This is a genomic window from Propioniciclava sp. LT432 (genome assembly GCF_059515965.1).
On the sequence record NZ_JCAKNE010000004.1, the window covers coordinates 129,601 to 150,183 of the forward strand.

Sequence of the window (20,583 nt, forward strand, 5' to 3'; positions counted from 1 at the left end):
TTGCGTCTGGTTAGACTGAGCACCGACATCCTTTAAATGGGGATGTCGGCCAGCAGAACGAACCCGAGGACGCCGATGACCGAGGAGCCGATCCAGCCACTGGACGTGCTGGGCTCCCCCGTCCGCCGCGCCATCGTGGACACACTGGCCAACCTTCCCGTGCTCGCCACCGCGGACAGCCCCAACCGCAGCAGCGGGCTCACGGCCGCCGAGCTCGCCTCGCGACTCGGGTTGCACGTCACCACCGTCCGGCACCACCTCGACCGCCTCGCTCGGGCCGGGCTCGTCGCGATGCACGCCGAACGCACCGGGGTCGGACGCCCGCGCCACCGCTATTCGGCCCACACCGGCGACCTGGCCGAGATCGTCACCCCGAGCGCCTATCGCCTGCTCGCCGAGGTCCTCACCGAGGCGATGGCCGCCCAGAACTCGGACGCCGCCGACGCCGGTCGCCGGTGGTCGGCCCGCAGCATCGCTGTGCAGCTGGGCGCCGCCGCCCCGACCGAGCCGGCCCGGACGCCGGGCCAGTGGCTGGCCAAGCTGGGCACGCTCGTCGACCTCCTCGACGGCTGGGGCTATGCCCCGTCCGTCACCACCGAGACCGGCAGCCGCACGACGCAGCTGTGCCTGCACCGGTGCCCGATGCGCGACCTGGCCGCCGAGAACGCCGCAGTGGCGTGCGGCGTCCATCGCGGCGTGCTGGAGGGCGCCCTGGACGCCCTGGGCGAGACGGGCGCCTCCGTCGAACTGGAACCGTTCGTCGAACCCGACCTCTGCATCGCCCGCCTGACCACCGCCCACCCGTTCCCCGACCGAACCGTCCCGAGCGAAAGGCCCATCCGATGACCGCCACGCAGCCCCGGCCCACCAAGCCCGCCGGCCTCGACGGACCGCTGGCCGACGCCCTGATCGGCGCCGGCAAGTTCTTCACGCGGTCGACCGTCACGCCCGACAACCGCGCCGTCTTCAAGGAGGGCGGCCGCGGCGACTGGTTCTACCGGGATCGCTGGGCCTACGACAAGGTCGTCCGCTCGACCCACGGCGTCAACTGCACGGGCTCCTGCTCGTGGAAGGTGTACGTCAAGGACGGCATCATCACGTGGGAGGCCCAGCAGACCGACTATCCGTCCGCGGGCCCCGACAAGCCGGAGTACGAGCCGCGCGGCTGCCCCCGTGGCGCGTCGTTCTCCTGGTACACCTACTCCCCCACCCGGGTGCGCTACCCGTACCTGCGCGGCGTCCTGCTCGAGATGTACCGCGAGGCCAAGCGCGAGCACGGCGACCCGGTCGTGGCGTGGGCGTCCATCGTGCAGGACCCGGAGAAGGCGAAGCGCTACAAGAGCGCGCGGGGCAAGGGCGGCCTCGTCCGCGCCAACTGGGACGAGGCGGTCGAGATCGTCGCGGCCGCGCAGGTCTACACGATCAAGCGCTGGGGCCCGGACCGCATCGCGGGCTTCTCCCCCATCCCCGCCATGTCGATGGTGTCGCACGCCTCGGGCGCGCGGTACACGAGCCTCATCGGCGGCTCCATGTTGAGCTTCTACGACTGGTACGCCGACCTGCCAGTCGCGTCCCCCCAGGTGTTCGGCGACCAGACCGACGTGCCCGAGTCGGGCGACTGGTGGGACGCCGGCTACCTGATCATGTGGGGCTCGAACGTCCCGCTGACGCGGACGCCGGACGCCCACTGGATGACCGAGGCCCGCTACCGGGGCCAGAAGGTCGTCGTCATGAGCCCCGACTACGCCGAGAACGTGAAGTTCGCGGACGAGTGGCTGCCCGTCGCGCCCGGCACCGACGCCGCGCTCGGCATGGCCATGGGCCACGTGGTGCTCAAGGAGTTCTTCGTCGACCGGCAGGTTCCCTACTTCGAGGAGTACACCCGCAGCTACACGGACCTTCCCTTCCTCGTGACGCTGGACGCCGTGGCCACCGGCCCCGACGGCGCCGTCGTCTTCCGCCCCGGCAAGAACCTGGTCGCGGGCGACTTCGACAACGACCAGTCCGGCAGCGAGAACGCCATGTTCAAGCCGGCCCTGTGGGACGCGGCGAGGAACGCCCCCGCGATCCCCAACGGCACCCTTGGTCACCGCTTCGGCGACGAGGGTCAGGGCAAGTGGAACCTGGACCTCGGCGACCTCCGCCCCGAGCTCACCCTGCTCGGGGAGGAGGCCGTCGAGATCGAGCTGCCGATCTTCGACGCCCCCGACGGCAGCGCCCAGACGGTGCGACGCGGCGTCCCCGTGCGTCGGGTCGGCGACAAGGTGGTCACCACGGTCTTCGACCTCATGCTCGCCCAGTACGGCGTCGGACGACCGGGCCTGCCCGGCGTGTGGCCGACCGGCTACGACGACGAGAGCGGTGCCTACACCCCGGCGTGGCAGGAGATGATCACCAACGTCCCGGCCGCCCAGGTCGAGCGCATCGCCCGCGAGTTCGCCCAGAACGCCGAGGACACCCGGGGCCGCTCGATGATCCTGATGGGCGCGGGCACCAACCACTGGTACCACTCCGACCTCATCTACCGCACCATGCTCATGCTGACGACCATCACCGGTTGCCAGGGCCGCAACGGAGGCGGTTGGGCGCACTACGTCGGCCAGGAGAAGGCCCGTCCGATCACCGGCTGGGCGCAGATGGCGTTCGGCCTGGACTGGAGCCGCCCACCGCGCCAGATGATCCAGACGGGCTACTGGTACATCAACACCGACCAGTGGCGCTACGACACCTTCACCGCGGACGAGCTGGGCGCGGGCGAGGCCGGCAACGGGAAGTTCAAGGGCAAGGTCACGGCTGACCTCTTCGCGCAGTCGGCGCGGTCGGGCTGGATGCCGTCCTACCCCACCTTCGACCGCAACCCCCTCGAGATCGGCGACGCGGTCAGGGCGTCCGGTCAGGAGGTCGGTCCCTACGTCGTCAACGCGCTGAAGTCGGGTGAGTTGAAGTTCGCCGTGGAGGACCCGGACGCCGAGGAGAACTGGCCCCGCGTCCTGATGCTCTGGCGCGCCAACCTGTTCGGCAACTCCGCCAAGGGTGACGAGTACTTCCTCAAGCACCTGCTGGGCACCGACCACGCCGTCAACGCCGAGGAGAGCCCGGAGCACCTGCGCCCGAAGGACATCACGTGGCACGAGGAGGCCCCGAAGGGCAAGCTCGACCTCGTCCTGACCCTCGACTTCCGCATGACGAGCTCGACCCTGATGTCGGACGTGATCCTGCCGGCAGCGACCTGGTACGAGAAGCACGACATCAACACCACCGACATGCACCCGTTCGTCCACCCGTTCACGCCGGCGATCAACCCGCCGTGGCAGGCGAAGACCGACTGGGACAGCTTCGGCCTCATCGCGAACAAGTTCTCCGAACTGGCGAGGACGCACCTGGGCACCCGCACCGACGTCGTGGCCGTCCCGCTGCTGCACGACTCCCCGGACGCCATGGCGACGCCGCACGGCATCGTCGCGGACTGGAAGGCCGGCGAGGTCGAACCGATCCCGGGCGTGACCATGCCCAAGCTGGTGCTCGTCGAGCGCGACTACACCCAGGTGGGCGAGAAGTACGGCGCCATCGGTCCGTTGCTGGACAAGCTGGGCACCACCACGAAGGCCGTGACCGTCGACGTGAACTCGGCGATCACCTACCTCAAGGGCAGGAACGGCGTCCGGACCGGCGACGGGGTGGGCGCGGGGCGTCCGAAGCTCGACCACGGCATCCACGTGGCCGAGACGATCATGGCGCTGGCCGGCACGACCAACGGCCACCTCGCGGTGCAGGGGTTCAAGACCCTGGAGAAGCGCACCGGGCAGATGATGCACGACCTCGCTGCCGAGCACGAGGGCAAGATCATCACCTTCAGCGACATCGTCGGCCGGCCGACGCCGGTCATCACCTCGCCGGAGTGGTCGGGCAGCGAGTCCGGCGGACGCCGCTACTCCCCGTTCACCATCAACGTCGAGCGGCTGAAGCCCTGGCACACCCTGACCGGCCGACAGCACTTCTACCTCGACCACGACTGGATGGACGCCCTGGGCGAGAAGCTGCCCACCTATCGCGGTCCGCTCAACATGACCCACCTGTTCGGTGAGGCGCCGCTGGGCGAGACGAACGAACTGGGCGTGTCGGTCCGCTACCTGACGCCCCACTTCAAGTGGGCGATCCACAGCCAGTACCAGGACAACTGGTTCATGCAGAGCCTGTCCCGGGGTGGGCAGCAGGTGTGGATGAGCGTGGAGGACGCCAGGAAGGTCGGCATCGACGACAACGACTGGATCGAGTTGGTCAACCGCAACGGCGTCGTCGCCGCCCGTGCCATCGTGTCGCACCGCATGCCCGAGGGCACGGTGTTCATGTACCACTCCCAGGACCGCCTGATCGACGTCCCCCTCACCGAGACCAACGGGCGCCGCGGCGGCATCCACAACTCGATGACGCGCATCATGATCAAGCCCAGCCACATCATCGGTGGCTACGGCCAGTTGTCGTTCGCGTTCAACTACCTGGGCCCCACCGGCAACAACCGCGACGAGGTGACGATGCTGCGCAAGCGCACCGCCCCCTTGAAGTACTGACACCACGACCACGAGCCAAGGAGACGAAGAACATGCGCATCATGGCCCAGATGGCGATGGTGATGAACCTCGACAAGTGCATCGGCTGCCACACCTGTTCGGTCACCTGCAAGCAGGCCTGGACGAACCGGACGGGGCTGGAGTACGTGTGGTTCAACAACGTCGAGACGCGCCCCGGCCTCGGTTACCCGCGCCGCTACGAGGACCAGGAGGAGTGGAAGGGCGGCTGGGAACTCGGCCGCAACGGACGCCTCAAGCTCAAGGGCGGTGGTCGCTTGCAGAAGCTGGCCACGATCTTCAGCAACCCCAAGCTGCCCGAGATCGAGGACTACTACGAGCCCTGGACGTACGACTACGAGAACCTGATCAACGCCCCCGCGTCCCAGACCTTCCCCGTCGCCCGACCGCACTCGCTGATGGACGGGCGTCCGATGAACCCTCAGTGGGGCCCCAACTGGGACGACGACCTCGGCGGCACCTACAAGACCGGCCACGACGACCCCATGCTGAAGGGCATCGAGGAGAAGGTCACGTTCGAGTTCGACAAGTCCTTCATGTTCTACCTGCCCCGCATCTGCGAGCACTGCCTCAACCCCACCTGCGCGGCGTCGTGCCCCTCGGGAGCGATCTACAAGCGCGAGGAGGACGGCATCGTCCTCGTCGACCAGAACCGCTGCCGCGGCTGGCGCATGTGCGTCTCGGGCTGCCCGTACAAGAAGGTCTACTTCAACCACGCCACCGGCAAGGCGGAGAAGTGCACCTTCTGCTACCCCCGCATCGAGGTCGGCATCCCGACCGTCTGCTCGGAGACCTGTGTCGGACGCCTGCGCTACATCGGCCTCATGCTGTACGACGCGGACGCCGTGACGGCCGCCGCGTCGGTGAAGGACGAGAAGGCGTTGTACGAGGCGCAGCGCGGCGTGTTCCTCGACCCGCGCGACCCGGCGATCGCCCGTGAGGCCGAGCGTCAGGGGATCCCCGCGGACTGGGTCGAGGCCGCCAAGAAGTCCCCGGTGCGCCGCCTGATCCAGGACTACCAGGTCGCCCTGCCGCTGCACCCGGAGTACCGGACGATGCCCATGGTCTGGTACATCCCGCCGCTCAGCCCGATCGTGGACGCCGTCCGCGACACCGGTGAGGACGCCGAGGACGCCGGCAACCTGTTCGGCGCGATCGACGCCCTGCGGATCCCCTTGGAGTACCTGGCGAACCTGTTCACCGCGGGCGACGTCCAGCCGGTGCGCCGCGTGCTCGACAAGTTGGCGGCCATGCGGTCGTACATGCGCGACGTGAACCTCGAGCGGGAGCCGCGCGAGGAGATCGCCGAGGCCGTGGGCATGACCGGGGCGGAGGTCAAGGAGATGTTCCGGCTGCTGGCCATCGCCAAGTACGACGAGCGCTACGTCATTCCGACCGCGCACGCCGAACAGGCGCACGCGCTGGAGGAACTCGCCACCGACTGCCCGGTCGGTGAGGGCGCCACGGGCGGTCCGGGCGCGTTCGGCGGGGGGTCCGGCGGGCCCGTCCCGGTCGCGATCCAGACGCTGCGCGAGACCAAGCAGCGGATGCAGGCCGACGATCTGTCCCAGGTGCCCGGCTCGGTCAGCTACCTGAACTGGGACGGCAAGGGCATCCCCGGACACGCGACGCCCGAGGAGGTCATCGAGCGTCCCGGCATCCCCGGAGCCGGCCCGGTGTCCCCGCCCGACCCGAGGATGGAGGCCCCCCTGCGGGGGATGGTCGCCCAGGAGGGTGAGTGATGGCACCCAGTCCCGTCGAATGGCTCGGCCGGCTCGTCGGTCGTGACCCGGGAGCGGTCGAGCAGAAGCCCGCTCCGCGCCGCAAGCACCCCGCTCCCTCGCTCCCCGAGGCCGACCTGCGGATGGCGTGGCAGCTCACCTCGCTGCTGCTGTCGTACCCGGGCCCGCGGGTGATGGAGCTGCTGCCGCAGATCCGTGAGGCAGCGGCCCAACTGCCGGACGCCGTGGGCGACCCGTTGGTGAGGGTGGCGGAGCACCTCGCACAGGCGGACGCCCGCGGCGTCCAGTCGCTGTACGTCGACACGTTCGACACCACCCGCAAGTGCGCCCTGCACCTGACCTACTACTCGCACGGTGACACCCGCAAGCGCGGCATCGCCCTGGTCCAGTTCAAGCAGGCCTACCGCCGCGCGGGCCTCGAGGTCGGCGAGGACGAGTTGCCCGACCACCTCGCGGTGGTGCTGGAGTTCGGCGCGACGGGCTCCGTGGACGTGGCCTGGAAGCTGCTGAACGACCACCGGTCCGGCATCGAGTTGCTCCAGATCGGGCTGGACGCCAAGTCCTCCCCCTGGGCGGACGCCGTGACCGCGCTGCGCGCGACGCTCCCGCCGCTGGACGGCACGCAGGCCGAGGCCGTGGCCCGCCTGCTCGCCGAGGGACCGCCGAATGAGGACGTCGGCCTCGACGGCTACGCCCTCGACCCGCGCCTCAACCCGCACCCCGCCGACGACGACCTCGACCTCTCACTCGACCTGACAGGAGCCTCCCGATGAACACCTTCCTGTTCGCCGTCTTCCCCTACCTCGCGATGGGCGTATTCGTCGTCGGCATCGTCTGGCGCTACAAGTACGACAAGTTCGGCTGGACGACCCGGAGTTCCCAGCTGTACGAGTCGAAGTTGCTGCGGATCGGCTCGCCCCTGTTCCACTACGGCATCCTGCTGGCGATCGCGGGCCACGCCATGGGTCTGGTCATCCCGAAGGCGTGGACGGATGCCATCATGCCCGAGGAGATCTACCACGCCGTCGCCGTCGGCGGCGGCATGACGGCCGGCATCATGATCGTCGTCGGCTTCGTCATCCTGGTCTTCCGCCGCCGCACGGTGAAGACGGTCTTCAACGCCACCACGCGGAACGACAAGTTCATGTACCTGGTGTTGGGCATCACGATCCTCTTCGGCATGTGGAACACGATCAGCACCGCGTTCATGCCCGAGGAGTACCACTACCGGACGGGCGTCTCGCCGTGGTTCCGCAGCATCTTCACGTTCCAGCCGAACGTGGAGCTGATGGCGAACGCGCCCTTCCAGTTCAAGGCGCATGCCGTGACCGCGTTCCTGCTCCTGCTGATCTGGCCGTTCACCCGCCTGGTGCACGTGTTCTCGGCGCCGATCCAGTACCTCGGCCGTCCGTACATCGTCTTCCGGAGCAAGGGTGACACCGGACGGCGCCCGGTACCGGGGCGGGCTCCGGAGGGCACGTGGACGAGTCCTACGGCGCGTCGCTGACCCTCCTCCACCGCTAGGGTGTCTCCATGAGTCGACCCCCTGTGGACCAGGCCCGCTGGCAGCCGTGGATCGACCATGTCTGCACCGCGGTCGGGGTCGATCCGGCGCGGGTGGACACGGTCGCCCTGCACCACCTCTCCGGCGAGGTCGCCCGCCTGTTCACCCGCCCCATGGCCCCGGTGTCCACCTTCCTCCTGGGTCTCGCCGTGGGCTCCGGCGTTCCGCCTGAGACCGCTTACCGCGCCCTGGTCGGCGCCGCGGAGGCCGCCCCGTCCATTGGATCCTGACCCCCATGCTCGAGCGCGAGCGTGCGGACCACCGGTTCGAGAGCCTCCTCCGGTGGGTGGCGAGCCACCGGCCCGAGCGCTTGCTCGTGCTGTGCTCCGACGCGCCTGCGGAGCTAGCCGGCACCGGGGCGACGGTCCTCCGCCTCGAGGGGTGCCTCGCGGACGCTCCCGCCCACCGGCTCGTGGACCTCGCCCTGGCCGGCGGCGGCGCCGTGCTGGCCGCCCACGACGCCTGCCCCGTGGGGACCCCGTGGCCGCACCTCGATCCGTTGACGGCGCTGACCGACGGTCGGGTCACCGTCCGGGTCGCATCTCCCGACCCCGGTGAGCCTGCCGTGGTGCTGGATGAGGCCCATCCCCCGGTCGGTCGACGCTTCCTGGTTCGGCGTCCCACCGAGCCCGCCGTGATCGAGCACCCCGCGGACTCCGACGACCACGCCCGGCTGGTGGAGTCCTTGCGCGCGTTGGGCGTCCGCCAGGGTGCGACCGACGCAGCTGCCGCCCCCGGCGTGGCGCTGGACGTCACGGGCTGCATCGCCTGCGGCATCTGTGTCCGCGCCTGCCCGAACGACGCGCTCACGCTCACCCACGCCGCCGGGGTGAGCACGCTGGCCCAGCGCCCCGACCGTTGCCACGCCGAGGGGGCCTGCGCTGCCGCCTGCCCGGAGCACGCCATCAGGATGGGCGAGCACCACTCCTGGGCGGTCGCCCTGTCCGGCGAACCGTTGGCCCTGGCGCGGCTCCGTACGCGCGCGTGCGAGCGCTGTGGGACCCCCATCACCCTCGACCGACCCGGCAGGCTCTGCGCCACGTGCGCCCGGCGCCGGTCCGAACCTTTCGGCTGGGACGTGCCCGAGTCCGTACGCGACCGGCTGCCCGAGCACCTGCGCCGTCGCCTGGAGGAGCGCGGTTAGGGCAGGACGGCCTCGGGCAGGGCCAGCCTTGATCAGGGCGCCGCGTTCACCCAGCCATCAAGCCGGAGCCGACCTGGGCGACGGCGTCCGCACCGAGCACGCCCACGCCTCGGTAGAAGCGCGTGCCGGCCTCGTCCTCCACCCGCTGGAAGAACTGGGGCGCGAAGGCGAGGAGGTGGTCACGGCAGAAGGCATCGTGGTCGGCCACGAGGGCCTCCGCAGCCTCGACGGCTCCCTGCTCCACCTCGTCCACGGCGCGCATCAGGAGCGTCGCGCAGAATTCGAGCTCCAGGCTGATGTGGTCGTCGGGCTCCCGGTTGAGCCGGGGCGCCTGAAGTCCGTGGCGGGCGTACGCCGCGCGGACACGCATGGTCTCGTCCTCGAAGAGGAGACCCTCCTCGGAGAGGTAGACAGAGGCCCAAGGGGGAGCGGCCACGCGTCCGGCGCCCCTGAAGAGGCGGAAGTGGTCGGCGTCGACGCCAGTGGCGTCCTCTCCGTGGACCGCTGACTCCTGGAGCAGGGCCAGCCCCTCCGCCGTCCGTATGCCACCCGGAAGCGGCCAGTCGCCCAAGAAGTCGTCCGAGCGGATCTGGGCCAGGGTGTTGTCATCCGGCGGTGCGGCCACGAGCCGTCCGAGGACGGTCCACGCGGCCGCCAGACGGTCCAGGTGCCTCACACTCCCACCCGGACCATGGCCTCGTAGAACATCGCGCGTCCCATCAGCTCGCTGACCACCGCCAACGCCAGCGCGACCCAGGTGAGGGCGAGCAGGACCTTCTCGTTGCGCTGGTCCGCCGACTTCGCGGCGAAGTGGTAGATGAAGATCGCCATCAGGCCCACGCCCACGATGAGCATCCCGATCCTGAGGCCCATCAGCGGCCCGCTCAAGGAGGCCACGGAATCGATGGCGGCCCCCTCGCCCTGCACGGTCAGGTCCATGGCCCACAGGGGGAGGCGGACCAGCGTGGCGCCCGCGGCGACGACCGACACCACCGCGATGGCCTTCAGTGACGTGGCGGTGATCTCACGCGCCTCCGGAGACGCCTCCCGACCGGAGCGGCGGCGCCACGACAGCGACGTCATGAAGGCCACCCCCAAGCTCAGGGAGCCAAGGAGCAGCGCGGTGGCGAAGAAGGAGACGAACGTGGCCGGATGGTTCCACGCGGGGACCGTGGAGAGCGAGTAGTAGACCATCGCCGTGCTGGTGACGAAGGCGATGCCCACCAAGGCGGTCACGAGCGCCAGAACCTGACGTGCCCGGGTCGACCCCCACTTGCGCCACTGGGCCACCGCGAACAGGAAGCCCAGTCCCGCGAACGCCGAGCCGAGGACGACCTCGTTCGACAGCCAACTCTCACCGAAGTGGCGCACCACGTTCAGGGTGTTGAGCACGTCGTGCATGTGGAGCATGGAGACCAGCAGACCGATCACCATCAACGGCCCGATCGCGTACAGCGCCGGCTCGGTCACCTCGTCGACCACCCCGGCGGGGCGCTTCACCGCTGCGATGGTCTGCACGATGCCCAGCAGGATGAACGCGCCCACGGCGGTCTGGGTGAAGACCGTGAACAGGATCATGGGCAATTCGGAGGCATCCATGGCTCAGATCTCCTTGGGGTTCACGATGTGGCCGGTGCCCTGACCGGTCGGCTGGGCGTCGCGGTGCGGCTTGATCAACAGGTTGGGCTGAGTGATACCGGGGTCTGGGAGCGGCTCGACAGCATCGGTGCCGCCGGGGTGTTCCCGCTTCAGGTCCTCCAAGGGACCCCACTCGAGGGCGCGTGACGGGCAAGCCGCCACACACGCCGGATCCTGACCCTGCTCGCGGTAGTCGGCGCACAGGTCACACTTCGACATGTGCCCCGTCTGGGCGTTGAACTGGGGCGCCGAATACGGGCAGGCCCACTCGCAGTACCGGCACCCCACGCACTTGCTCGAGTCGACGAAGATCGTCCCGTCCTCCCGGCGCGTCATGGCGGTGGTGGGGCACACCTTCACGCAGATCGGATCCTCGCAGTGGTTGCAGGAGATCGACGTGTAGTAGGCGAACACGTCGTGCGAGAACGTCTCTCCATCGGTCGTCCACGTGCCGCCCGAGTACTCGACCACTCGACGCCAGTTCACGCCGATCGGCAAGTCGTGCTTGTCCTTGCAGGCGATCTGACAGGCCTTGCAGCCCGTGCACATCGTCTGATCGAAGTAGAAACCCAACCGCTGGGCCATCGCTGCTCCTACGCCTTCTCGATCTGAACCACGTTCGTGTGCTGAGGATTGCCCTTGGCGAGGGGCGAGGGGCGGTACCGGGTGAGCACGTTGGTGCAGCCGCCCAGGTCAACGCCATCTGCGCCAGGCGTGTACCACGCCCCTTGCGGGACCGAGAGGACGCCCGGAGCGATGCGGGGGGTGACTCGCGCGGGAAGCTTGATCCTGCCCCGGTCGTTGAAGACGAACACCTCGTCGTCGTTGGAAATGCCCCGTTTTTCTGCATCCAGCGGATTGATCCACACAGCTTGGGTGTGCGCTTCCTTCAGCCAGGCGACGTTGCCGTAGGACGAGTGCGTGCGCGCCTTGTAATGATGGCCGATCATCTGCAGCGGGTACTTGCCGTTCGCGCGGGCGTCCTCGGGCCCCTCCCATGTGGCCACGTACTCAGGGATGGCAGTGATCTTGTCGCCCTCGGGCAGCACCCACTCCTGGGCGATGTCCCACAGCGGTTTGCTGAACAGTTCAATCTTCCCCGAAGGCGTCTTGAGCTTGTTGGTCACCGGATCCTCGCGGAACTCCTTCAAGGCGATCTGGGTGGTTCCCTTCTTCTTCCAGATCCCCATGGCACGGAGCTCCTCGAAGCTGGGGAGCTCGGGGATCTTCACACGCGAATCGTCCACGATCTTGCGCAGCCAACCCTCCAGGTCGCGCCCCTCGGTGAACTCCGCCTCAACGCCCAACCGCTTGGCCAGCTCGGTACAGATCCAGAAGGTGTCCCGCGCCTCGAACTTGGGTTCGATCGCCTTGTCCGCGACGATCACATACCCGAGTGTGCCGGCTTGGCCCTGGAACACGAGGTCCAGCATCTCGGCGCCGGTCACGTCGGGCAGCACCACGTCCGAGTAGCGTGCCGACGGATCCATCACGTTGTTGATGTTGACGATGAGCTCACACTTGGTGTCGTCCTTCAACATCGCGATCGTGCCGTTCGTGTCCGAGTGCTGGTTCACGATGGTGTTGCCCGCGTGGTTCCACATGAACTTGAGCGGGACGTCGAGCTTCTCCTTGTTGCGGATGCCGTCGTGGATTCGTGTCATCTCGGGGCCCCGCACGATGGCGTCAGGCCACATGAACACACTGATGGCCGTCTTGATGGGATTCGGCTTGATCCACGAGTTCACCATGGGGAGTGAGTAGCTGCCGGCGTGGCCACCCATCCCGCCACCGGACAGGCCGGGGTTGCCCGTGATGCAGGCGAGGGCATGCACCGCTCGGACCGTGTTCTCGCCGTTGGCGTGCCGCTGCGGACCGAGGCCCTGTCCGATGAGGCATGGCTTGGCTCGGGCGATCTCCTTGGCCAACGACTCGATCTTGGCAGCGGGAATGCCGGTGATCGGCGCTGCCCACTGTGGGGTCTTGGCGACGCCGTCGGGCCCCTCCCCCATCACGTAGCTGCGGTAGGAGTTGCCGGCGGGGATCCCTTCGGGCATGTGGGCCTCATCGAAGCCCTGCACGTAGGTATCCAGGAACGCTTGGTCGTGCAAGTTGTTGCTGATCATCACGTACGCCATGGCCGCGACCAGCGCTGCGTCCGTGCCGGGCCGGATGGGCACCCACTCGTCGCCGAGTGAGAGCATCGTCTCAGTCAGACGCGGGTCGATGACGATTGTCTTGACGTTGGCCTTCTTCTTCGTCGCTTGGGTGACGAATGTCTCACCACCGCCCGACATGCGCACCTCGAGGGGGTTGTAGCCGAACCACACGATGAGCTGGGAATTGGCCGCGTCGTCGTTGGAATTGTTCTGCTGGTTCACACCGAACGTGTAGGGCGTGGCGGTCGTGATCTGCGCCGACGAGTAGGTGTTGTAGTGGTTCAGGTAGCCACCCAAGCAGTTCATCAGGCGTGCGAAGGGGCTGTTGTTGGGCGGCCACGAGCATGCGATGGTCGCACCGAGCGTCCCGGTGCCGTAGTTGAGGTAGACGGCTTCGTTCCCGTACTTCGCCAAGATCCGCTTGAGCTCCGCCGCGATGTAATCGAGGGCTTCCTCCCAGCTGATCTCGTCCCACTGGCCCGCTCCCCGCTCCGTGCCCGCCTTGCGACGCAGGGGAACCTTCAGGCGGTCTGGGGAATAGATGCGCTGGCGGATCGCACGGCCGCGCACGCAACTGCGGATCTGCTGGCTGCCGATCTCGTCGTCGCCGGTGTTGTCCGGGAGAATCCGCTTGATCTCACCGTCTTTGACCTGGAGCCGCAGGGGGCACCTGGAGCCGCAGTTGACGAGACAGGCGTTCCAGACGGTCCGGTCCGCATCGGCCATGCCGTCCGCGGAGGCCAAGGGCAGCACCTTGCTCGGCCGATTCTCGGAGGGGGCGCACCCGACGAGCGCCGTCGATCCGGCGACCGCTCCTGACCACTTGAGCCACGAACGTCGGCTGATCTTCGTATCGGAAAGCTGCTGCATGCGTTCCCCCCAGCACTGTTGACCCGTCGCCCCATCGTACGACGACGGGTAGTAGTAGCGCGGGAGATCCGGGAATCACACCGGGCTCCATGGAGACCAGGCGTCGCCACCCACGCGGTGGGTCTGACCCTGGCGTCCCCCCGACTCCTTGCGGGGTAGCCGCGCACCGGGCGGTCAGGCCTCGCGCTCGGTCAGCGGCAGGACAGCCTCGAAGACGGACAGGGCCCCGCGCAACAGGTGCCCGGCCGCACGGTAGAGGTCGGTGGCGGCGTGTTCGATGACGAGGTCGGCGAAGTCCGGCCCCCACACCGCCAGGTGCTCCCGCACGAACGTCCCCGCCTCGGACAGGGCGAACTCCTCCGCCTGGACGTCGCCGCGGTCGCGGGCCACGATGGCGGCGACCGCCAACTCGCCGACGAAGGCCAACTCGAGCCCGATGTGGTCATCCGGCTCCCGATTCATCGCGGGCGCCTCGAAGCCCGCCCGCGCGTAGGCCTGCCGCACCTGGAGGGTCTCCGCCTCGAAGGTGAGCCCCTCCTCGGAGCGGTGGACGGACTCCCAGGGACACGCCCTCATCCGACCCGGGCCGACGAACAGCCGGGCGTGGTCCGCCACGAGGTCAGCCTCGTCAGCCGGTTCGGACACCGCCCGCACGAGCAGGGCGACACCCACCCGGGTGTCGGCGTCCTCCGGTTGACCGACGAGCGGCCACGCTGCGGCGTCCGCCACGGACAGGTTGGCGATCGTGGCCGGTCCGGCCTCCTTGCGGAGGTACAGGTGCGCGAGGAAGGCGCAGGCGGACGCCACCGCGTCCAGGTCGTCGCTGCTCGCCACCGTCACACGCCGACGCGGACCATGCTGGCGTAGAACAGCATCCGGCCGATGACCTCGCCGGCGAGCACGAGCACGAAGGCGAGCACGGCGATGGTGGGCATCAGGCGGGGGGCGACGCCCTCCTTGCCCGACATCCGGTACAGGAGGTAGGCGAGCAGGCCGACGCCCACGAACACGAGCAATGTCTGGGCGGCGGAGAACTGCCCGTAGGTGTCGGTGAGGCGGTGCAGCGACTCGGCCGCGGCGGGCGAGGGGTGCGTGCCCAGGTAGCCGATGTAGGCGGGCAGCCCCATGAACTTCAGCCCCAGCGCCAGGATGGCGCCGAACGCGATGCCGCGCACCGAGCGCGTCACCAGGCGCGTCCCGGCGGGGTCGAGTTCGTCACCCCGCCTGGCACGGACGCCCGCGGCGATCACGAGGGCGGCAGCGACGGCCAGGCCGCCGAGGAGGAAGGCCGTGAGGAAGAAGCGCAGGGGCGTGTAGTAGGTGGCCCACGCCGGCACGGTGCTCAGCGAGTAGACCTGCGAGATGGCCCAGACCGGGGCCACACCCAGTCCGGCCGCCACGACCGCCACGGCTTGGCGCAGCCGGAAGGGCCCCAGCTTGAACCACTGCAGGACGGCGAACAGGGCGCCGGCGCCCAGGAAGGCCGAGCCGAGCACGACCTCCAGCGACAGGGGCGAGTTCGGGAAGTGCCGCACGGCGTTCAGGGCGTTAAGCGGGTGCCCCAAGTGGGTCGCGGATGCGACGAAGCCGAGCAGCAGCAGCGGGCCGATGGCGTACAGGGCAGGGTTGGTGACCTTGTCCATGGTCTCCTGCTTCACGCCGATCCCGAGGATGTTGATCAGGCCGAGCACGATGAACGAGCCGGCGGACATCTGTGCGGCGATGGTGAAGATCACCAAGGGAAGCTCATGCAACATGGCTCACAACTCCTCGTGATTGGCGATGCGCCCGGTGCCCCGGCCGGACGGCTGGGCCTTGGAGTGCGCGATGACGACCAGGTTCGGGTGGGTGATGGACGGGTCGGGCAGCGGCTCCACGGCGTTCTGGGTGCCGAGCAGCGCGCGCACTTCCTCCGCCTCGCCGTAGCCCAGCGCCCGGGACGGGCAGGCGGCCACGCAGGCCGGCTCCTCCCCCGCCGCGATGCGGTCGATGCAGAAGTCGCACTTGGTCATCACGCCCTTGTCAGGATGGAACTGGGGCGCGCTGTAGGGGCAGGCCATCTCGCAGTAGCGGCAACCGATGCAGACGTCCGGGTCGACGGTCACGACGCCGTTCTCGCCCTTGTGCATGGCGGTGGAGGGGCACACCGCCACGCAGATCGGGTCGGCGCAGTGGTTGCAGGAGATCGACGTGTAGTAGGCGAACACGTTGTTGATGAACGAGCCGGCCACCTCGTCCGCCACCCAGGAGCCACCCGTGTACTCGGCGACGCGGCGCCAGGTCACTCCGACGGGGAGGTCGTTCTTGTCCTTGCACGCGATCGAGCAGGCCTTGCAGCCGGTGCACTTGCTCTGGTCGAACCAGAAGGCCAATTGCTTGTACTGGGCCATGTCCTCACGCCTTCCTGATGTCCACGAGCGCGGAGTGGACGCCGTTCGCCTTCGCGTACGACGTGGTCTGCATCGACGTCAGCGTGTTCACCGAGCCGCCTACGTCCAAACCACCGGGCTTCTCGGGCTTGTACCAAGCACCCTGAGGCACGGAGACGACACCCGGGATGATGCGGGGCGTCACGTACGCCGGGAGCCGGATCTGGCCGCGGTCGTTGAACACCACGACGCTGTCGCCGTTCTCGATGCCGCGCCGGCCCGCATCCAGGTCGTTGATCCAGACGTGCTGCGGGTGCGCCTCCTTCAGCCACGGGCTGTTCCCGTAGCTGGAGTGCGTCCGCTGCTTGTAGTGGTGGCCGATGCACTGCAGGGGGTACTTGTCCTGCAGGGGGTCGCCTGGCATCTCGCGGGTCTCCCGGTAGACGGGCAGCGGGTCGATGCCGTTGCCGTCCTCGACCGGCCAGTCCTGGCTCATGGCGTACAGGTTGGAGCTGAAGATCTCGATCTTGCCCGACGGCGTCCCCAGCGGGTTGGAGACGGGGTCGTCGCGAAACTTCTTCATGCCGATGACCGGATCGAGCTCCTTCTTGAAGATGCCCTGGGCGCGGAACTTCTCGAACGGCGGCAGGTCGGGGATGTTCTTGCGGCTCTCGTCGTAGATCCACCGCACCCATTCCTCCTGGGTGCGCCCCTCCGTGAACTTGTCCTTGACGCCCAGCTTCTCGGCGATGCCCGTCAGCTGCTCGTAGATCGGCATCGAGTCGTACAGCGGCTCGATCGCCTTGTCGGCCATGATCGTGTACCCCAGGTTGCCCGCGCTGCCCTGGGCTGCGAGGTCGACCTGCTCGGCGGTGGTCACGTCCGGCAGCACGATGTCGGCGTAGCGCGCCGACACCGTCATCTGGTTGTCGATCACGACGATCATCTCGACCAGCGTGTCGTCGGTCAGGATCTCCAGCAGCCGGTTGATCTCGCCGTGCTGGTTGACCAGCGCGTTGGAGCCGTAGTTCCAGATGAACTTGATGTTGCTGTTCAGCACGATGTCGTGCTTGACGTTGGCGTTGCTGTTCAGATTCGCCAGGTCGCGGACGCCGTCGCGGTACGTCCAGCCCTTGCCGTTCGTGATGGCCTCGGGCCACTGGTAGTGCGAGATGACCGGACGGACCGGGTTCTCCAGCACGGGGAAGGCAGCCATGCCCAGGTTCGCGGCGCTCTCCCGCTCGCCGGTTCCGCCACCGGAGAGGCCGTTGGCACCGATCATGTTCGCCAACAGCATGGGCGCACGGGCCTGGTTCTCGCCGTTGCTGTGGCGCTGGTGGCCCCAGCCGCTGTTGACCGCGCAGGGCTTCGTCGTGGCGATCTCCCGCGCGAGCCGGACGATGGTCGCGGCCGGGACGCCCGTGACGCGTGCCGCCCACTCGGGGGTCTTCTCGACGCCGTCCGGACCGAGCCCGAGCACGTAGGAGCGGTAGGAGTGGCCGGCCGGCGCGCCGGGAGGCATGTGGTCCTCGTCCCACCCGACGCAGTAGGTGTCCAGGAAGGCCTGGTCCTGCAGGTCCTCCTTGATCATGACGTGTGCCATGCCGCCCACGAGGGCCGCGTCGGTACCCGGACGGATCGGCACCCACTCGTCGGCGAGGTTCGCCGCGGTGTCCGACAGGCGCGGGTCGATGACGATCACCCGGTGGCCCGACTCCTGCTTCGCCTTCTGGGTGACGAACACCTCACCGCCGCCGCTCATCCGCGTCTCGTGCGGGTTGTTGGCGAACATCACGACCAGCTTCGAGTTGCGGGTGTCGTCGTTGCTGTTCGAGCCCTGCCAGGAGCCGTAGTGGAAGTCGACCGCGGCCTCGACGTTGCCCGCCGAGTGGTCGTTGTAGTGGTCGAGGTAGCCCCCGATGCAGTTCATGAGCCGCGAGACGGCGGTGGCGCGGGGCGGCCACGACGTCGCGACTGTGGCCCCGAGGACGCCGGTGCCGTAGTTGAGGTAGATGGATTCGTTGCCGTACTCGGCGATCAGTTCAGCTTGTCGGCGATCAGCGTGAAGGCCTCGTCCCAGGTGATCTCCTCCCACTTCTCCTCGCCGCGCTTCCCGACGCGCTTGAGGGGCTTCTTGAGCCGCTCGGGCGAGTAGATGCGCTGACGGATCGAACACCCGCGGACACAGGCCCGGATGCGCTGGCTGCCGATCTCGTCGTCACCCGTGTCGTCGGGGTCGACGCGGACGATCGTGCCGTCGGAGACCACCAGGCGGAGGGGACAGCGGCTGCCGCAGTTGACGGTGCAGGCGCTCCAGACGATCGCGTCCGCGGTCGCCTCCTCACCTCCCGCCTCGCGGCTGCAGCCCGCAGCCGCCCAGGCCCATGGCGCCCGCGGCACCTCCGGCCACGGCGCCCCACTGCAGGAACCGGCGGCGGCTCAGGGGCAGCACTCCGGTTGTCCGGGTCGACGGTTCACTCATGGGGCACCCCCCCGGGTTCCGCAGTTGGTGGGCAGATGAATCGCCTGAATTGGCGGGTTGACTAGGTCGAACGCGTGGTTTGGGTGCGTGGGGTCGTGTGCCCACGCGTCCGCAGGTCACCAGAAGCGCCGTTTTGCCTTGTCAGGCTGGGGTGAGGGTGGTGACGGTGGGGGGTGGGGTGACCTTGCAGGCGGCGAGAATGCCGGTTTGGGTGGTGTTGAGCGGGGTGACGTGGACGACGCTGCCGGCACTCCCGGTGAGGGTGACGGCGTGGACGCGGCCGAGCTCGATCGCGATCCGCCGCCACGTCAGGTCGGTGGACCGTTCGGCGACCCGGATCAGCAGCAGGGCGAGCCAGCACAGCAGGACGTGGGCGCGGATTCGGGGTTCCAGATGGTGATGAACCGGCCGGAGTTCCAGCGTGGACTTCAGGTCGCGGAAGCCGCGTTCGGCCTCGAGGAGGTTCTTGTAGCCCAGGGCGATGTCCTCGGGGGTCAGGTCGGGGTCGGAGGTCGACAGCAGGTACTTGCCGTCGAGGCGTTCCTCCGCGGTCACCTTCGCCCGGTCGATGACCAACCGGCCGGAGGGTTGTTGGCGGACCCAGCGGCCGTAGGCGGGATGGTCGCGCAGGGCACACTCGGCCTTCACATGCGCCGGCTCCACGGGCTTGTCGTCCGCCTTGACCGTGGCCTTCCCAGCCGGCTTCGCAGGGGTCTTCGCGGCTCGTTCGCGGAGTGCCTTGATTCGCTCCAACTCGGCTCGGATGTGGTCGAGGGCGGTGTCGCGTTGGGTCTTGTCCCGTTCGGCTTCGGACGGGTTGTGGCAGATCACCCACCGGCGGTCCGGGGCGGCGTCGAGTCTGACTTCCTTGACGCGCAGGTTGTCGCGGACCTGGGAGTAGCGGCCCTGCCGCGACAACGCGGCTTCCACCAGCGGGCTGCCGTCGCGCATCCGTTCCCCGGCGATGTAGTGCCCACCCGCCCGTTTCAGATACTGCAGGTTGGCTTCGGAGGAGAAGCCGCGGTCGACGACGGTGACCACCCGGCCCAGGCGCCAGTCCCGCATGCTGTCCTTGACTTCGGGCAGGACGGTGACGTCGGTGGTGTTGCCGGGCCAGCACCAACACCGCACCGGGATGCCTTCCTTCGTGACCGCGAGACCGATGACGATCTGGGGCAGGTCCTTGCGGTGGTCCTTCGAATGGCCGTACAGCCGGAACGCGGCGTCGCCGGTCTCTTCGGTGTCGCGTTCGAAATAGGTGCTGGTCGTGTCGAACAGGAGCACGTCGACTTCGAGGTTGAGCAGGTTCGCCACCGCGAAGAACACCGCCTCCTGCACCTTCGCTTGAGCGTCGGCTTCGATGAGGACGTCCATCGCCCGGTACGCCTGATCGTCATCCATCGAGGTGAGGCCGGGGATCGCCGCGTCGTGGGAGGCCCACTCCGCGGCCGACAGCTTCGACATCGGATCGATCGCCCGGTTCGCCACCAACGCGAACAACACCCGCTCCACATCGGTGGTGAATTTCCGCGGGCCGAGCGCCTTCCGCAGGGCATCATCCACGCCGAGCATCCGCCACAACCCATCCAACAGGTACACCGTCCCCATCGGACGGGACTCCGCCACCCGGAGGTGGTCACCGACCCAGTGTGCGGCGTCGCCGGGCAACGCTGCGGGGGCGGGTTCGCCCAGGTACCGGTTGATCGAGGCCACCAGCCGGGTCAGGCCGTCCCGGTCCAGGCGATCCTCCCGGCCCAGGTTCAACAGGACCTCAGCCTGGGTGACGCCGTCGACCTTCCGGTTGTGCGCCACCTGCACGTACCGGACGATGCTGCCGTCCTTGTTCCGTCGTTGCGTGGTCCGCAAGTACATGCCCACCACTCCACCGCGTCCGCCGCGGTGAACACAAGCCCGACACGACAATTCGTGTGCCCACCGTTTTCAGCCGTTCCGGGACCACCGAATCGCGTTGACAAGCATCGATGCTCGCTCAGACCCGCCCGAATGCCCACCAACTGCGGAACTCGGG

The 20,583-nt window shown here is 68.4% G+C and carries 15 protein-coding genes and 2 pseudogenes; 7 read left to right on the top strand and 10 right to left on the bottom strand.

Translation table 11 applies throughout. The features are described 5' to 3' along the window. Positions 1-75 precede the first annotated feature (75 nt). From AC5YDV_RS03340 to AC5YDV_RS03370, 7 genes and pseudogenes are all read left to right on the top strand, one after another. On the top strand, positions 76-846 hold the full coding sequence (locus tag AC5YDV_RS03340; RefSeq protein WP_496182179.1) for a helix-turn-helix transcriptional regulator: 771 nt from the start codon (positions 76-78) through the stop codon (positions 844-846). Then, positions 843-4,568, top strand: coding sequence for a nitrate reductase subunit alpha (locus tag AC5YDV_RS03345; protein ID WP_496182180.1), 3,726 nt, complete (start codon positions 843-845; stop codon positions 4,566-4,568). The genes AC5YDV_RS03340 and AC5YDV_RS03345 overlap by 4 nt, the downstream gene beginning before the upstream one ends. A 32-nt stretch (positions 4,569-4,600) precedes the next feature. Next, positions 4,601-6,324, top strand: a pseudogene (gene narH, locus AC5YDV_RS03350) (nitrate reductase subunit beta). A 3-nt stretch (positions 6,325-6,327) separates the two neighbouring features. Further along, positions 6,328-7,101: a nitrate reductase molybdenum cofactor assembly chaperone gene (narJ, locus tag AC5YDV_RS03355; RefSeq protein ID WP_496182181.1), complete on the top strand. Its 774-nt coding sequence runs from the start codon at positions 6,328-6,330 to the stop codon at positions 7,099-7,101. After that, positions 7,098-7,835: a respiratory nitrate reductase subunit gamma gene (gene narI, locus AC5YDV_RS03360; protein ID WP_496182182.1), complete on the top strand. Its 738-nt coding sequence runs from the start codon at positions 7,098-7,100 to the stop codon at positions 7,833-7,835. The genes narJ and narI overlap by 4 nt, the downstream gene beginning before the upstream one ends. A 26-nt stretch (positions 7,836-7,861) precedes the next feature. Further along, positions 7,862-8,122, top strand: coding sequence for a DUF6457 domain-containing protein (locus AC5YDV_RS03365; protein WP_496182183.1), 261 nt, complete (start codon positions 7,862-7,864; stop codon positions 8,120-8,122). 5 nt (positions 8,123-8,127) lie between these two features. Then, a complete protein-coding gene (locus tag AC5YDV_RS03370) occupies positions 8,128-9,036 on the top strand; it encodes a 4Fe-4S dicluster domain-containing protein (protein WP_496182184.1) in 909 nt (302 codons plus the stop codon). Between the two features lie 46 nt (positions 9,037-9,082). Here AC5YDV_RS03370 and AC5YDV_RS03375 read toward each other — a convergent pair whose 3' ends face one another. The 10 genes and pseudogenes from AC5YDV_RS03375 to AC5YDV_RS03420 all read right to left on the bottom strand — a co-directional run bounded on the left by AC5YDV_RS03375 (position 9,083) and on the right by AC5YDV_RS03420 (position 20,426). Continuing rightward, positions 9,083-9,712, bottom strand: coding sequence for a TorD/DmsD family molecular chaperone (locus AC5YDV_RS03375; RefSeq protein WP_496182185.1), 630 nt, complete (start codon positions 9,710-9,712; stop codon positions 9,083-9,085). Next, positions 9,709-10,635, bottom strand: coding sequence for a dimethyl sulfoxide reductase anchor subunit family protein (locus tag AC5YDV_RS03380; RefSeq protein WP_496182186.1), 927 nt, complete (start codon positions 10,633-10,635; stop codon positions 9,709-9,711). Before AC5YDV_RS03380 ends, AC5YDV_RS03375 begins: the two co-directional genes overlap by 4 nt. Before the next feature lie 3 nt (positions 10,636-10,638). Next, on the bottom strand, positions 10,639-11,259 hold the full coding sequence (locus AC5YDV_RS03385) for a DMSO/selenate family reductase complex B subunit (protein ID WP_496182187.1): 621 nt from the start codon (positions 11,257-11,259) through the stop codon (positions 10,639-10,641). A gap of 8 nt (positions 11,260-11,267) precedes the next feature. After that, on the bottom strand, positions 11,268-13,703 hold the full coding sequence (locus AC5YDV_RS03390) for a DMSO/selenate family reductase complex A subunit (RefSeq protein WP_496182188.1): 2,436 nt from the start codon (positions 13,701-13,703) through the stop codon (positions 11,268-11,270). A 174-nt stretch (positions 13,704-13,877) separates the two neighbouring features. Then, positions 13,878-14,537 carry a TorD/DmsD family molecular chaperone gene (locus AC5YDV_RS03395; protein WP_496182189.1) on the bottom strand — a complete coding sequence of 220 codons (660 nt, stop codon included), beginning with the start codon at positions 14,535-14,537 and terminating at the stop codon, positions 13,878-13,880. A gap of 2 nt (positions 14,538-14,539) precedes the next feature. Next, positions 14,540-15,460: a dimethyl sulfoxide reductase anchor subunit family protein gene (locus AC5YDV_RS03400; protein ID WP_496182190.1), complete on the bottom strand. Its 921-nt coding sequence runs from the start codon at positions 15,458-15,460 to the stop codon at positions 14,540-14,542. Between the two features lie 3 nt (positions 15,461-15,463). After that, positions 15,464-16,093, bottom strand: coding sequence for a DMSO/selenate family reductase complex B subunit (locus AC5YDV_RS03405; protein ID WP_496182191.1), 630 nt, complete (start codon positions 16,091-16,093; stop codon positions 15,464-15,466). 4 nt (positions 16,094-16,097) lie between these two features. Further along, positions 16,098-18,472, bottom strand: a pseudogene (locus AC5YDV_RS03410) (DMSO/selenate family reductase complex A subunit). Beyond that, the gene (locus AC5YDV_RS03415; protein WP_496182192.1) at positions 18,414-18,554 is read right to left on the bottom strand and encodes a twin-arginine translocation signal domain-containing protein; all 141 of its coding nucleotides are present in this window, start codon (positions 18,552-18,554) and stop codon (positions 18,414-18,416) included. The pseudogene AC5YDV_RS03410 and the gene AC5YDV_RS03415 overlap by 59 nt, the downstream one beginning before the upstream one ends. 141 nt (positions 18,555-18,695) lie before the next feature. Further along, positions 18,696-20,426, bottom strand: a complete 1,731-nt coding sequence (locus AC5YDV_RS03420; protein ID WP_496182193.1) for an IS1634 family transposase — start codon at positions 20,424-20,426, stop codon at positions 18,696-18,698. Positions 20,427-20,583 lie beyond the last annotated feature (157 nt).

Coding starts and splice junctions, on each gene's coding strand:
- narJ (WP_496182181.1), top strand. CDS start 6,328: ATGGCACCCAGTCCCGTCGAATGGCTCGGCCGGCTCGTCGGTCGTGAC.
- AC5YDV_RS03380 (WP_496182186.1), bottom strand. CDS start 10,635: ATGGATGCCTCCGAATTGCCCATGATCCTGTTCACGGTCTTCACCCAG.
- AC5YDV_RS03340 (WP_496182179.1), top strand. CDS start 76: ATGACCGAGGAGCCGATCCAGCCACTGGACGTGCTGGGCTCCCCCGTC.
- AC5YDV_RS03390 (WP_496182188.1), bottom strand. CDS start 13,703: ATGCAGCAGCTTTCCGATACGAAGATCAGCCGACGTTCGTGGCTCAAG.
- AC5YDV_RS03370 (WP_496182184.1), top strand. CDS start 8,128: ATGCTCGAGCGCGAGCGTGCGGACCACCGGTTCGAGAGCCTCCTCCGG.
- AC5YDV_RS03405 (WP_496182191.1), bottom strand. CDS start 16,093: ATGGCCCAGTACAAGCAATTGGCCTTCTGGTTCGACCAGAGCAAGTGC.
- AC5YDV_RS03400 (WP_496182190.1), bottom strand. CDS start 15,460: ATGTTGCATGAGCTTCCCTTGGTGATCTTCACCATCGCCGCACAGATG.
- AC5YDV_RS03345 (WP_496182180.1), top strand. CDS start 843: ATGACCGCCACGCAGCCCCGGCCCACCAAGCCCGCCGGCCTCGACGGA.
- AC5YDV_RS03420 (WP_496182193.1), bottom strand. CDS start 20,426: ATGTACTTGCGGACCACGCAACGACGGAACAAGGACGGCAGCATCGTC.
- AC5YDV_RS03385 (WP_496182187.1), bottom strand. CDS start 11,259: ATGGCCCAGCGGTTGGGTTTCTACTTCGATCAGACGATGTGCACGGGC.
- AC5YDV_RS03365 (WP_496182183.1), top strand. CDS start 7,862: ATGAGTCGACCCCCTGTGGACCAGGCCCGCTGGCAGCCGTGGATCGAC.
- AC5YDV_RS03415 (WP_496182192.1), bottom strand. CDS start 18,554: ATGAGTGAACCGTCGACCCGGACAACCGGAGTGCTGCCCCTGAGCCGC.
- narI (WP_496182182.1), top strand. CDS start 7,098: ATGAACACCTTCCTGTTCGCCGTCTTCCCCTACCTCGCGATGGGCGTA.